This window comes from Telmatocola sphagniphila, assembly GCF_018398935.1.
GTDB classification, from domain to species: domain Bacteria; phylum Planctomycetota; class Planctomycetia; order Gemmatales; family Gemmataceae; genus Telmatocola; species Telmatocola sphagniphila.
In genome coordinates, this window is sequence record NZ_CP074694.1 from 2054594 (window position 1) to 2068358 (window position 13765).

Sequence of the window (13765 nt, forward strand, 5' to 3'; positions counted from 1 at the left end):
TCAACGAATATCGTCTCTTCTTCGAAAAAGAGTGCGTCCAAGCAATCCGCCAAAATAAAGATCAAAGAAAGGCCGACGAAGTGGAGGACCGCCCAGAAATCTTGAATTCTTTGTTGCCGAGATGAAATCATTTCACTCCCACTTTTCCGTTCCGAAGTTCGCCAAGTCGTCGATTCCCATCGAGGAGATTTTTGTGCCGCTACCGACAGGTCGTAAATCGCTTTTTCCCATGAATTCTTGGCGGACCGCACCTCGACTAACGCGGGAAGAACCCAATCCTCCCGCCGCGGAAAGGGAACCTGTAAATCATCACTCTTAGGGAGATCTTCTTTCTCAGGCCTTCGAGGTAGGGATAGCCGGAAAGAGTAATCGAAACGTGCTTCCCTGATTTGGTTCGCTTTTCACCGAGATCGCCCCTCCCAAACGGTGCATGAAGCCCAGCACGATACTCAGTCCCAGACCCCGGCCGGTCAATTTGGTGGAATAGAACGGCTCAAAAATTCGACCGATCTCGGCCGCAGAAATGCCCCTCCCGGTATCGATCACCTCCAAGGTCACATACACCTCCTCCGGGAGCGTTCGGCCATGGATAAAACTATCCAAATCCGCCCGCTTGAATCGTCTCCGACCGCTCAGCAGCAGAATTTTGGATGGCGGACCGTCCTGCGCTTCCACGGCATTGAGAACCAACTGGGTGACTGCCTGCTTGAAAAGTTCGGGATCGCAGTCGATCCGCGGGAGATCGACGCCGAGCATCAACAGCAGAGTGGCCCGCCCCTCCATCAAAGCCTCCAGGGGGCGGCGCAGCGATTCCAGGAGCGCATTGATACTATTGGGCGTGGAGCGGTAAAGACTATTCCCCGAGTAAATTAACAGCTTCTGACAGAGATCGGCCGCTTGTTGGGCGGCCACCTGAATTTGTCCCAGGTACTCCTGGGTCTGGCGGTCTTGCTGCGGAACCATCGCTGCGAGTTCGGCATTTCCCAGGATGGTCGTCAGATAGTTATTGAAATTGTGGGCAATGCCGCCGGTCAAGTGGCCTAACGAAGAGCTAAAAAAGGGCGAACTCCCGGAAGTCGCGGGCCAATCAGAGGGGGCGGGAGGGGTAGCCACGGGAAGGTTTCCTTGTTCGAACCGCGGGGGAATCCCTTGTCCCGAGGATTCCAAGCTCTTTAGGGAGTCCTCCCGAGAGTTCCTTTTCACGATCGTTACCTTTCGATGCCAATCCTTCGGGATCGAATCAAGACTCTTCCCGCTGCCGTATTCCGTTCCCGCGATGAATGGGAGCCCGGTTATTTCTCCCGAAGAAAGCCTTGCGATTCCCGGCGTCTTGGGCGAAGTTTGGCCTCTGTAAACCGTTCCCCTCGTGAGTTCACGAAGTTCGCTGTCCCTTCGGGGACACTTGGTCATCTTCCACTGCGGCCGGGCGATCGAAGCGGCCGCATCCCAAGCTTTTCCCGCGACCGAACTTGCAGGCCCTCTCCTTGACTGGAAGCGCACCGCCCCGGAGGAGACCGGCCCGCCCGTCTCTCAACGACTTCAAAAACTCGGGATGGGCGACGACCCAGACGCAAAAATCCGCTCGCGATGACTCGCCGGGGCTCCCGGAAAATCGGACTCAAGGCGCCGCCCGGAGAACACTTGACGCGCCGCCCTACACTTCGATACGTCGCCGACCCGCCGAACCTAGCAGGGAATGATTTTTTTTCGAATAGATAAATTTCGAAACCCTGGTTCCGCCGGGCTCGAACCCTCCGAGTCCGCCGTCGGCTCACTTAAAGGGAATAATGGATTGGTCAGGCTCTCCGACACTCCCACGCCTGTTTCTCTTCTCGGCCAGCTCCATCGCGCCCCATCCGACCCGCAGGCCTGGGAACGGTTTGTGAATCATTATGGACCCAAAATCCATGCGTGGTGTCGGTCCTGGAATTTGCAGTACGCCGATGCCCAGGATATCACGCAAATCGTGCTGCTCAAAGTGGCCGCGCAGCTGAAAGAATTCGAATATGATCCCCAGCGCAGTTTCCGCAGCTGGCTCAAAACGGTGACCTTTCATTCCTGGCGCGATCAGGCTCGCAAAGAGAACCGCGCTGCCTCCCCGCGATCGGAGGAAGCCCTGGTATTTCTGGAAGCCACCGAAGCCAAACAATCGCTGGCGCGCACTCTGGAAGAGGCCTTCGATGAAGAGCTGCTCGGTTTAGCGAGCGCTCGCGTGCGCCTGCGTGTCGCTCCGAAGACCTGGGAAGCCTTTCGACTCAGTTCACTCGAGCAGCTTCCCGGCGCTGTCGTGGCCGAGCGCCTCGGGATGAAGGTCGCCATGGTCTATATTGCCCGCAGTCGGGTGCTGAAGCTGCTGCGTTCCGAATTGATCCAACTCGATCCGAGTCTAGGCGAAAACGAGAATCCGGATTCTTAGATGAAAACCTGTCCCGATCAAAATGCTCTGACGCAGTTGCTCGAAGAGCAGTTGGCCCCCAACCGGCTCGAGGAGCTGCTCCAGCATATCGAACACTGTTTGAATTGTCAGAATCAACTCCAGGACCGGACGGACCAGGAAATGACCTCCTGGAGCCCGTTCTTTTCCCCGCTTCGCGAGAAGCCGGAACCAACTCCCGAGCAACCGACTTATCTTCCGGCCTTCCTCGAGTCCCACCGGCCTCCCCACTCCGCTTCTCCCCTCGATGCTCTTTCCGAGGCCCCCTGGCCTTCGGTCGACGGCTACGAACTTCTCCGAGTCTTAGGACGCGGAGGAAGCGGCGTTGTCTATGAAGCGCGGCAACGGACGCTCGACCGAGTCGTTGCCCTGAAACTGCTTCGCGCCGACTTAGTCCGCGATCCGCGGGTTCGAGAGCGGCTCCAACAGGAAGCGGCGATCCTCTCCCGGATGCAACACCCCAACATCGTGAGCGTCTTCGATTTCCTGGAGTCGGAGGGCTCTCCCTGCCTGGCTCTGGAATTGGTTCGGGGGGGGACGCTCGCGAGCTGGAGCGCTAAAACTCCGGTAGCGACCCGGGTCGCCGTCGAAATCTTAATTCCCATCACGCGAGCCATCGAATACGCCCATTCCCTGGGCATCCTGCATCGGGATCTGAAACCCAGCAACGTATTGCTAGCCACTTCCGAGACTGCGCCCCGGCCAAACTCCGAGAAATCGGGAATTCCTCCCGAAGCGATCAAGGTCACCGATTTTGGCTTGGCCAAATACTTTGGCAGCGCAGAAAATCTCGAACGCTCTTTGACCGAAACCGGGATGATCGTGGGTACCCCGTCCTACCTGGCCCCGGAACTCGCCAGCCAACCTTCCTCGAAGCTGGGCCCGGCCGCGGATATCTATTCGCTCGGCGCGATCTTGTATGAACTGCTCACCGGACGTCCGCCCTTCCAGGCCGACACCCCACTGAACACCCTACTGCTGGCAATTCAGGAAGAACCGCTTTCGGTGGCGCGCCTGCAACCCCAAGTTCCGCGCGATCTCGGGACGATCTGCATGAAGTGCCTGGAGAAAGATCCGCGCAAGCGCTATGGCCAAGCCGAAGATTTGCGCAAAGACCTCGAGCGATTCCAAGCGGGGGAAAACATCCTGGCCCGCCCGCTGGGAACGCTGGAAAAAGCGACGAGACTCGTTCGGCGGCACCCGTCGCAATCACTATTGATCCTGACCCTGGGGCTGGTTTTGATCGGATCTTTGGCCGCCGTGGGGAATCAGTATCAGAAGACCCGAGGGGCGCTTGGGGATCTGACCCAACGGACCCAATCCGAAGCCCGCGCCCACGAAGCCGCCGATCGCGCGCGGGAGCGATCGGAACGAGCCTCCCTGGAACTGCTTTTGGATCAAAGCGTGACGCTGTGCCAAAAAGACGATCTGGCGAGTGGGTTACAGGGGCTGGCCTCCGGACTCGAGCGGGCCGGCGCGGCCGATTTTCCCGATTTGAAATCGGTGTTGGCCAAGAATCTTCAAGCCTGGAAAAATCAAACGCTCCTTCCGAGAGTCAGTCCGCGCTTCGGGTCTTCGGTCACCTCGCTGGCGTTTGATAGTCGGGGACAAAAAATACTCGTCGGTCTGTGGGGTAACAAGGATCAAAAACCTGGCCCGGGCGAAGCCCGGCTCTGGGACGTGGCTACCTGGAAACCCCTGAGCCCCCCTCTGCCGCACCCGGGAGCCGTATTGGCCGTCGCCATGAGCCCGGACGATCGCTACCTGCTCACCGGGAGTTTCGACGGTTCGGTGAAACTCTGGGACAGCTCCTCGGGGCAACCGATCTGGGAATCTTCGCGGGAATTTCAACGCGTTTTCAGTGTGGCTTTTCGCCCGGATGGACGGCACTTTGCCGCGGCGGGACTTTCGAATGACCCGAAATTCCCCGGGGAGGCGCGGATTTGGAATTTGCTCTCAAAAGAGAGGGCCTTTCCGGCCATACGGCAGTCGGGAATCCTCACCTGCCTCTCGTATAGTCCCAATAGTCAGTGGCTGGTCACGGCGGGGAGTAGTTCGTGGGGAGAAGATCGACTTCACTCCGCGGGAGAATGTCGTCAATGGAATGCCGATACCGGAACTCCGGTCGGTCCCGCTTTGATGCACTCGGGATTAGTTCGAAGCGCCGTCTATAGTCCGGAGGGGAATACGCTACTCACCGGAGGAGTGGACCAAGCGGTGATTTCTTGGAATCGTCAAACCGGTCAGCGTCAGCCTCCCTTGCTTCTCCAGGAGTTTGGAATTCAATCCTTAACGTGTTCGAAGGAGGGCCGCTTCCTCCTGAGTGGCGGCGGACGATCGGATAAAGAATCACCGGTCCAAAAAGCGGCCTGTCTCTGGGATGCCGAGACGGGAGCGCGCTTGATGGCCCCCTTAATCCAATCCGACGACGTGTCGGCGGTGGCCTTTCGACCCGAGCACCCTGCCTTTGCTACCGGAGGCCGCGACGGCAAAGTCCAACTCTGGGAATTCGCGAGTCTTCTCCCGGCCTGGGAAAAACGCTACGCGACGCCGTTATCGGCCGTGTCGTATAGCCCAGATGGGCGATTTCTCGCCGTCGCCGGGGATCAGAAGAGTCCCGCTCGAGGCTTAATCGAACTTTTGGACGTCTCCGAGCCGAGTCGAACTTACCGCTTCGGTGAAGGCTGGGATCCGGTGGAGGCCCTCGCGTTCACGCCCGATAGCCGTAGCCTCGCCGTCAGTTATCGAGGAAACGCTCGGGTCGAACTCTACGAGGTCCCCTCGGGAAAAAGAATTCGGCCGCCGCTTCCGCACGCCGGAACGCCGCGCCAGCTCTCGTTTTCGCCCGATGGCCGTAAGCTGCTGGCGTTTACCCCCGGGGCCGTCGGAGTCCTCTGGGATTTGACGTCTGGTCGGCCCCTTTGGGAATGTCAGCATCAAGGCAACCCCATTCAGGCGACGGCGTTGAGTCCCGACGCCAAAGTCCTGTTAACCGGAGGAAAAGATGGGGTGGTCCGATCCTACTCGGCCGAAAACGGCCAATTTCTGCGGGAACTGGCGCGCACTTCCGGAACCATCCTTTCCTTGAATTTCCACGAGGATTCCCAGGAGTATTACGTCGGCGATGCAGAGTCTCATCTGTCGGTGGGGAATCTCGACTCGGAAGAACCGCCGAACCCGCTGTTATCGCATACCCGCTCGGCGGTGCAGAAGATTCTTCCCTTGAATTTTTCCCATCGCGTGCTGACCCTCACTCAAAACGCCTACAGTCAGTTCGGCGAAATTTGGATTTGGGATCTGTCCCAGAATAAAGCGGAAGTGAAGCAGGCTTGGGGCTTAAACGCCACAAAAGTGCTTTACAACGCTCCGACGCAGACTTTCCTCACCGCGGATGGCAATCGCAATTTACAACTGTGGGATGCGGTGACCGGGCGGACGATTGGGCCCGCCCGAAAACATCCGGGCCACATCACCGGCTTTGACTTTGCCCCCGATGGAGCCAGCTACGCCGTCGTCGGGGAAAAGGGCTATCTCCGCATCTGGAAAACCCCCTGAATTATTACGCAGAACGATAGTTCCCAATTGCTTGGCCATGGGCTTCCGGCCGTTGCAATTTATCCGTAAAGCTCAAACGGTAGACGATCGGTAACGAACCCCAACCCGCTTTCCCGGAAGCGTCTTCCCGAATCGGCACGAGCAAAGGCTTCTGGGGTCAAGGTCTCCCCTCCCCGATCGAACCGGCCCGTTCGAGAGGAGGCCTCATTCGATTCTGTATCGTCGATGGGAAGATCTCCGCTGTCGGAAGAGGGAGGGTCGGGCTGAGGAATGGATTCGAACGCCGCCCTACGATTCTGGCTCGCCAGGAGCCAGAATCAAGATATCGAAAGGCGATTGAGAGCCGGAAGCCGTTTTTTCCTGCACAAATAATTAGAATTTCTCAAAAAGATCAATCTTGGGCCAGTGTTCCTGTTTTCGAATCGCCTCGATGAGTTCTTTTCTCCAAGCGTTCGCCCCGTCCGGCTTCTCCGAATCCTCTTTATCCGCGCTGGTATTGAAGAATACCGCATAATCCACATTGCTGGGCAGGTGTTCCATATAGGTAGCGATCCCGGCGATCCCGCCATTTTTTTCATAGAGGTACTTACCCTCTTTCTCGGCGATCACCGAATCCCAGCCCAGTCCATTGTGTTTATCCTTGGAGGGGAGACTAGGCAACGGAGCCAGCATTTCCCGATAGGACGCTTTGGTAAGGAGCGGTTTGCCCCGAGTTCCTTCCAAGGCGGTCAAGAACTTGACAAAGTCGATCGGCGAGGCGATCCAACAACCGTCTCCTTTGATTTGATTTTTGGTTCCTCCGGGGAGTTCTTTCCGTTCCGAACCGACATAGCGATGCGCCTCTTTCGGAAAGTAGCCGGTCTCTTTGGTATCCAAGCGCATATCCTTGATTCCCGCCGGGGTCAGAACATGTTGGATGGTGTAACTTTCGTAGTCCTCTCCGGCCGCCGCCTTGACCACTTCCCGAAGTAACAGGAATCCCAGGTTGGAATAAACGGATTTCGTACCCGGATCAAACTCCAGGGGATCTCGCATATTTTCGCTGATGAAGTCGGCAATCGCGGCGGCGTCCCGCTTATGCTTGCCATCCCGGGGCAGTCCCGACGCATGATGTAACAACTGGCGAACGGTAATCTCGTAGTAGCGGGGATCGACTTTAACGCCCGGCGGTGGTTTAATCGATTTGACGATCCGAAAGGCCTTGTCGTCCAATTTCAATTTGCCCGCTTCCACTAATTTGAGAATGGCTACTCCGGTAAAGGGCTTGGTGCAACTGGCCACATTGAAAAGGGTCCTCGGTTCCACCGGAGTTTTCTCGGCGATATTGGCCCAGCCGTAACCCTTGGCGAATACAAGTCGACCATCTTTGCTAATGGCCAGGGAAGCACCGGCGATCTTGTGCTTCTGCACCGTCTCCTGCAGGACTTTATCGATCCCCTCCAGCCCCGGACCCGCCCTTCCGGTGGACGAGTGTTCTTGGCCAAAAGCATTCGAGAGGAGGACCAGTAAAGAGAAAAGCGAACTGCCGATTTTCAGCGTCCTCATCGAATCTCCCCCTAACAACTGAAAGAAGCGAATTGGCGGTTTGGATTTTTCAAAATGCTTTCCTTCAGATTAGAAAGACCGGCGTTTCCTTCAAAGGGAAGACCCAGGAGTTTTTGAGTTAAAAAATCGTGAAGCCTCTATAAAAATGCTTTCATTTTAGATCGCGCTTTTGGCGAACTCCAACTTAGAATCGAGTCAAATCTCAACTTTCGCAAACTGCTCATGGAATAGGTAATGCAATAGAAATCGCTGCCCTGCCGGAAGGAGTCAACGACTCCCAAGAACTTGCTCTTTTTTAAAGTAAACCACCACGTCCTTTCCAGATCCCTGGGAGGCTTCGCACACGCCGGCGGAGACTAGAAGACGCACTACTTCTTGATCTTTTCCCACAGCCCAAGGATACCGCCGGCTACCAACAGGAGGACGAAGAAACGGCCCCAGCCGAGCTGATTCTGGATACTATCGTAGGCCCCCGCCAGACCTCGACGAGGCGCCGGCGGCAAAGTCCCCTGATTGGTACTTTTGAACTTGCTTGCTGCGTTTCGCGCGGCCTCACTCTGAAAGAGTTCAACGATCGAAACGGGTTTCTCCAAGGCCATTCCCTCGACTCCGGTAAAGACCATATCGTCGATCTTCCAACCGCTGGATAGGATCAACCGAAAGTACCCCTCCATTTTCTTTCTTTGGCCCACCTCCGAAAACCAGGTCGAGCCGCGAAAGCCTACCATTTTGATCCCCGGCTGGGGACCATCGGTTTCGCGGGTGAACTCGAACTGGTCGTTGGGATCCTCGGGGGTTTGCTCCTTGTAAAGTTGTTCGATCCAGGTTTGCATCCGGGGTGTGGTGTAATTCTTAGCTTCGATCGGCGTTTTCGCCTCCTGCAATTTCTGGCAGACCTCCATGGGGGTATAAGGCCGTAACCATTCATTGACTTGATACCCCAGCCAGCCGAGAATCCCGAGCGTTCCGAGAGCCATGCCGAGGAAGATCGCCAGCGACAATCGATCGGGTGCGGGCGGGGAAGTGGGAAGGGTTGGAGATCCCGAGGTTGCATTCTTGGGGTAAGGGACGAGTGGTGCGGGGCTGTTCTGGAGAAGAGTGGGAGGTTTGGGAAGGGGCTTTTCCTCGAGCGTTCCGAAACCGGGGAACTGTCGTAACGGTTGCCACTCCTGACCGCCGACCAGACTGGCGCGCGTGTCCCCATGGACCCGCCCGGCGGAAATCTCAGCGTGTACTTGTTCCACGGTAAAGGGACCCGTGGGCAAATCGGCGATCAGGAGCCAGTATTGAACGGGGGCCAGAGAACTACTATTCATGGCGAATCTCGGTTAAAAGTGCTCGATTGTCACTCATAGTCGATACACTTAAAGTCTACACGAGATTAATCTCGTTTCAATGGTGAAACGAGAACGCATCCCCGGGATTCAAGAACGATTTGGCACCGCGGTGAAATTCCGACGCGAGAAATTGGGACTCACGCAGGAAGATCTCGCCGCGGCCGCGGGCATCCACCGCACTTATTTGTCCGATGTGGAACGGGGCTCCCGCAATCTGAGTCTGGTGAATATCGAAAAGCTGGCCGCCGCTCTGGCTTGGAAGATCTCGGAACTTTTTGCCTACGTCGAACGAAGTTAATTCCGCCTTTTTCCTCCAGCGTCGGTATTTTCTCCTCGAATGCAATTAGAGGGTGTTGAGGTTTACCGATCCTTAGTTATTGCGATTAAACCTCCTGGAGAAGTAATGTAGAGCCTCTTGCCTTCGCCCCTCCGCTTCCAACCAAGAACCAGGCTCTGCCAACCTTTGATTCCGCCAATTAAATCACACCAGTTGGAAATTTTGACGGCTTTTTGGAAAGAGAATTTTTTCTACAGCCAAAAACCCTTGCATCGTTTGACCTAATGGCTTAAGCTGAGGCTCTCTCTCCCTCCAAAACCCTTGGAGTTTTTTGTTATGAAAAGTCCTATTCTTGAAGAAGAAGCTCGAGAGCTTCATTACGCGATTTGTTATTTTGGATCTAATTGTCCGCATCCGTTCGGATTGATTTCTTCACTCATTTCGAATGCCACGACCAAAACATGTATGGAGACCTTCGAGTCGTCCGATGAAGCTGAAAAACGGCTTCAGGATGTGATCAAAACTACCGAGGCGCCGATCGTCACAAAGGTATCAAAAATTGATATGTTGCGTCGGTGGCAAAACCAAATTCGAGCGACGAATAAGGAATACGACATTAACTTTGTCATGAAGATGAATGAATAGAAATTGCTGATATTTTTGGTCGCGAAACAGATGGGGACTACACGCCGCCTCCACACGGATGCGGAGGTGCGCGTCAGGATGCTCGTACTATCAGACTCTTATCCACTCCTGAGAGTACGCGTACAACTGGTTTACTGGTATCGCTCCAGTTCGACTGGCTCTGAAAACGTTGATAGAAACCACTGTCAGTCGTATCGCTTCGGCCGTCCGAACCTGATTTCGAGGCTCGGTTACAGTCCGAAATGCAAACTTCGCAAACTTCGTTTCTCACGCAAACGAAACAATAGGACGCCGTGATAGTGTTTTTTATGATCTGCTCGATGGTGTCTAAAGTTTTGTGAAGAGTGCCCCTCGCTTGGAGCTTGTGCCGAAGGGAAGAGCCTCCCACCAAGATGTCAATCCCCGTAAATGGAGGATTCCTTCAAAAGATATCTCTTTCAACAAGCTGTCCTTTATTGCCGCTTCATTCGTCGGCTCTTCTGCCAGGGGAACTCCAGCTCGGCCTGCCCTATTCAAAGAGCCTACTGGCACAGGGCGTATCTCAAGATTACCAAAGTGTCAGTAGTTCCGCGATACTCGAATCTCCCTAATGGCTATCCCATTGGAGCCCTCTAAATCTTCTCTAAATTCCCAGCCTTTTTGCGTCAGTACCTTTGAGGGAAGTCTAGCTTTGGCTTCTTTCCGGTGAGCCTCTTTTGAGGCACCACTTTACCCCTTTTCAATCCACGACAACCACCGACCCCCGGCGGTTGTTTCGTTTCAGGAGACTACTCATGCTCATTCCGATGACCGTTCCTGTTTCTATTCCCGTGCTGTCGCTCGAAGCTCGCCAGCAGGCGTTCGTGACGATTCTGCCCCTGTTGGAGACGAAGGCTCGTTTCGCCTTGCGAGATCTGGCCTCTCCGCACGATCGCGAAGATGCCGTGGCCGAAGTGGTCGCCCTGGCCTGGGAGCATTTCCGGCAATCCCGACCTTTGCCGGCCTCGCGTTTTATCCAGCAGATCCCACTGTTTATCGCCACAGTACGACAACGCCTGAGCTCTTGCCCGGTCTAAATCTTCCTCCCTTTCAAAAAGGATTTCTGATGTCCCGACGCGTTTTGCTCGAAGAGTTTCATCTGTCGTTTCTGATCCTCGCCGATACGGCCGAAGCCGAAGTGCAGAGAATCCGTCGGCAATTGAATCGCACCCGCTTCCAGGCCCTGCTCCGAAGAACTCTGCTGCATTTCTTCCGGAAGTATCGGGCTCTCGATTCGGTGGTCTTTAAGCTGTCTCGGTAGAGCCGCCTCGCGGTGTCTACCCAATTGTCTTCTCTCTATTCGCCTAATTTCCAATCTCACACAGGAATAATCCCATGAAAACCCTCGTTCCCGACTGCGCGGCCCTGCAGGCCCATTTCGCTTTGCTCCGTTCGGAATTGGCTTCTGGCCTGATCGAACGCGACGAAGAAATCGATCTCTGCCTCACCGCCCTGATCGCCCAAGAGCATCTGCTCTTGGTCTCGCCTCCGGGCTGTGCCAAATCGCTGCTGCTCGATTCCCTCCTGAAAGCCACCGGCGGCTCCAAGTTCTCGATCCTGTTAACCAAGTTCACCGTCCCCGAAGAGGTCTTCGGTCCCATATCCATACAGGGACTGAAGGAAGACCGCTTCCAGAGGATCACCACGAGTAAACTGCCCGAAGCCGACTTCGCCTTCATCGATGAAGTCTTCAAGGCTTCCTCGGCGATCCTGAATACCCTTCTGAAGATTCTCAATGAACGGACCTTCGATGCCGGCGAAGGTTCTTTACGCAAAGTCCCCCTCAAGCTTTGCGTCGCGGCTTCCAACGAATGGCCGGCTCCGGAGAGTGCTCAGGAACTTGCCGCGCTGTTCGACCGCTTCACTCTGCGCAAGAGTTTATCCCCGATTCGCTCGCAGGCGGGTCGGAAGAAGCTGCTCTGGAATCGGGAGCATACTCCCAAGGTCTCCGTGCACTTGAAACCGAGCGATCTGGAAGCCGCCCGCCGCTATGCCCGAGAATTGCCCTGGTCGATTCCGGCTCAGGAAGCCTTTGAAACCATTCTCAAAGACCTGGCTAAAGAAGGCGTTCAGCCGGGCGATCGCCGCCAGTTCAAGGCGGTCGGCATCGTGCAGGCGTATGCCTTTTTGCAGGGGGCCGAGCAGGTCGAACCGGAACATCTGGAAGTAGCCGCGCATGTTCTTTGGGACGATCCGAAAGAACAGCCCGCCAAGGTCGCTCAAGTGATTGCCCGCATCGCCAATCCCATCGGCATGCGGTTGAATCAGCTTCTGTTAGAAGTCGAGCAGGTTCTCTCCTCGACCGATGTCCGCAAGCTGCCCGAGACGGCCAAAGCCGCCGCCAAGCTCGGCGAGATCGACAAGCAGCTGAGTGAATTGAAGTCCAATGACCGGGTCACCCGAACCCGGAACTACGTTCGCGAACAGCTCCGACAACTCAAACTCGCCTCGCTGGAGGCGATCTAACCTCTAGGAAAAAACCATGAATGCCGAAGAACTCCGTAAACTCTTCGATCTCGATCGCCCGTTACCGCCAACAGCTTCTAATGCCGAAACTTCTTCCCCTTTCCATTCCGCTCCGTCTCCCTCTGCTCCTTCCGCGAATCCAACCGCACTGCAGGTCGATCCCTGGGGGCTGCGTCGGGGCAGCGATCTGCTGCGGGATTCTCCCCGCTTGCAAACGTTCGCCTTGGACGAGTACGCCATCGCGGATTTTCACACGGCGGCTTTTGAACCGGAACCGCAGCTGTTGGAGGATTGCCAGGATCCGGCCCGCCGGGCTTTCCTGGTCGAGCTGTTCCAGACCCCGGAGTACCAAGCGTTGCACGCCGGGACCCGTTTGGATGAAGTGTCCTCCGAGATTGCCACCCTGCACTTCGCTGAACAGTTCGCTGCTCTGCGGAATGCTTCTGCCACGGCCGAACCCGAGATCGCCACCTTAAAAGCGGTCAGCCGGGCGGTGCTGGCCGCTCGGGAAGAGGTCGACCAGTGCCGGGAAGCGATTACTGCTCTCGGCGGCGGGCTCGGTCCGGGAACGCCGGGCTCCGTCGATCCTAAGGCGATCGCTCAACTGTTTCAGCGGGTCCGTCAGGACCCCACGTTGCGAAGGATCTGCGAACTGGCCGGTCGTTATCGGCGACTGGCCCAGTCGAGCCAGCGTCGCAAATGTGCGCACGGTCAGGACGACTTGGTCGGAGTGACTACCTCCGGTGATTTGGCCCAACTGCTGCCGCACGAGTTGGTCCGCTTGGGAATTCAAGAGTTGGAACTGGATACCCTGCGGCGTCTGGCCGAAAGGCAGTGCCTGGCCCGGGACTACCAGTCCTTGGAACCGGTGGGCAAAGGGCCGATCGTGGTGGTCATCGATGAATCGGGATCGATGGCTGGGGATAAAGTGCAAACGGCCAAAGCTCTGGCTTTGGCCTTAGCCTGGATCGCCCGGCAGCAGCGTCGCTGGTGTGGTTTGATCGCCTATTCGGGCGATACCGGCGAACGGCTGTTGTCTTTGCCGCCGTCCCGCTGGGACGAATCGGAAGTGCTCGACTGGCTGGGAGCCTTCCTGGGCGGTGGTTCGACCTTGGATGTTCCGATTGTCGAACTGCCCTGGATGGTGGAACAGCTCTGGGCTCCGGCGGGCATTACCGATGTCTTGATCCTGACCGATGCCATCTGCTCGATTCCTCTGGAACTGCAGCAGAAGTTCCTGGCCTGGAAGCGCTCGGTTTCGGCGCGGGTGATTTCGTTGGTCTTAGCCGAGACCGCGGGTGACCTGGCGGCGCTAAGCGATGAAGTCCATCTGGTCCAGTCGCTCGAAGTCACCGAGACCGCCCTCGGTTCTGTACTGTCGATCTAATCCGGCTTTTTCATTTGTTGTGAAAGCCTGCGGATCTTCTTTTGAGAAAGGTTCCGCAGGCTTTTTTCTGTTTATTTCTCAGTCTTGAAGTGAAAGGAACT

At 56.2% G+C, this 13765-nt stretch carries 11 protein-coding genes; 8 read left to right on the forward strand and 3 right to left on the reverse strand.

The annotated features are described in order from the left end of the window. Window positions 1-333 precede the first annotated feature (333 nt). On the reverse strand, window positions 334-1113 hold the full coding sequence (locus KIH39_RS08250; RefSeq protein WP_213498859.1) for an ATP-binding protein: 780 nt from the start codon (window positions 1111-1113) through the stop codon (window positions 334-336). A 679-nt stretch (window positions 1114-1792) separates the two neighbouring features. Here KIH39_RS08250 and KIH39_RS08255 point away from each other — a divergent pair. Together KIH39_RS08255 and KIH39_RS08260 are read left to right on the forward strand one after the other, a co-directional pair. Next, window positions 1793-2416: an RNA polymerase sigma factor gene (locus KIH39_RS08255; RefSeq protein ID WP_246539609.1), complete on the forward strand. Its 624-nt coding sequence runs from the start codon at window positions 1793-1795 to the stop codon at window positions 2414-2416. Beyond that, a complete protein-coding gene (locus KIH39_RS08260) occupies window positions 2417-5989 on the forward strand; it encodes a WD40 repeat domain-containing serine/threonine protein kinase (protein WP_213498861.1) in 3573 nt (1190 codons plus the stop codon). Between the two features lie 372 nt (window positions 5990-6361). On the opposite strand, the gene KIH39_RS08265 is transcribed toward KIH39_RS08260, so the two are convergent. Further along, window positions 6362-7534, reverse strand: coding sequence for a serine hydrolase domain-containing protein (locus KIH39_RS08265; protein WP_213498862.1), 1173 nt, complete (start codon window positions 7532-7534; stop codon window positions 6362-6364). A 368-nt stretch (window positions 7535-7902) separates the two neighbouring features. Further along, window positions 7903-8850 carry a GYF domain-containing protein gene (locus tag KIH39_RS08270; protein ID WP_213498863.1) on the reverse strand — a complete coding sequence of 316 codons (948 nt, stop codon included), beginning with the start codon at window positions 8848-8850 and terminating at the stop codon, window positions 7903-7905. Between the two features lie 79 nt (window positions 8851-8929). On the opposite strand from KIH39_RS08270, the gene KIH39_RS08275 reads away from it, so the two are divergent. The 6 genes from KIH39_RS08275 to KIH39_RS08300 all read left to right on the forward strand — a co-directional run bounded on the left by KIH39_RS08275 (window position 8930) and on the right by KIH39_RS08300 (window position 13664). Then, window positions 8930-9169 carry a helix-turn-helix domain-containing protein gene (locus KIH39_RS08275; RefSeq protein WP_213498864.1) on the forward strand — a complete coding sequence of 80 codons (240 nt, stop codon included), beginning with the start codon at window positions 8930-8932 and terminating at the stop codon, window positions 9167-9169. A gap of 315 nt (window positions 9170-9484) precedes the next feature. After that, the gene (locus KIH39_RS08280; RefSeq protein ID WP_213498865.1) at window positions 9485-9793 is read left to right on the forward strand and encodes a hypothetical protein; all 309 of its coding nucleotides are present in this window, start codon (window positions 9485-9487) and stop codon (window positions 9791-9793) included. A gap of 773 nt (window positions 9794-10566) precedes the next feature. Continuing rightward, a complete protein-coding gene (locus KIH39_RS08285; protein WP_213498866.1) occupies window positions 10567-10848 on the forward strand; it encodes a hypothetical protein in 282 nt (93 codons plus the stop codon). Between the two features lie 29 nt (window positions 10849-10877). Beyond that, complete coding sequence (locus KIH39_RS08290; protein WP_213498867.1) at window positions 10878-11072, forward strand: hypothetical protein; 195 nt, start codon at window positions 10878-10880, stop codon at window positions 11070-11072. A gap of 74 nt (window positions 11073-11146) precedes the next feature. Further along, window positions 11147-12277, forward strand: coding sequence for an AAA family ATPase (locus KIH39_RS08295; protein ID WP_213498868.1), 1131 nt, complete (start codon window positions 11147-11149; stop codon window positions 12275-12277). A 16-nt stretch (window positions 12278-12293) separates the two neighbouring features. Beyond that, window positions 12294-13664 (forward strand): hypothetical protein, encoded by a 1371-nt coding sequence (locus tag KIH39_RS08300; protein ID WP_213498869.1) that lies wholly within the window; start codon window positions 12294-12296, stop codon window positions 13662-13664. Window positions 13665-13765 lie beyond the last annotated feature (101 nt).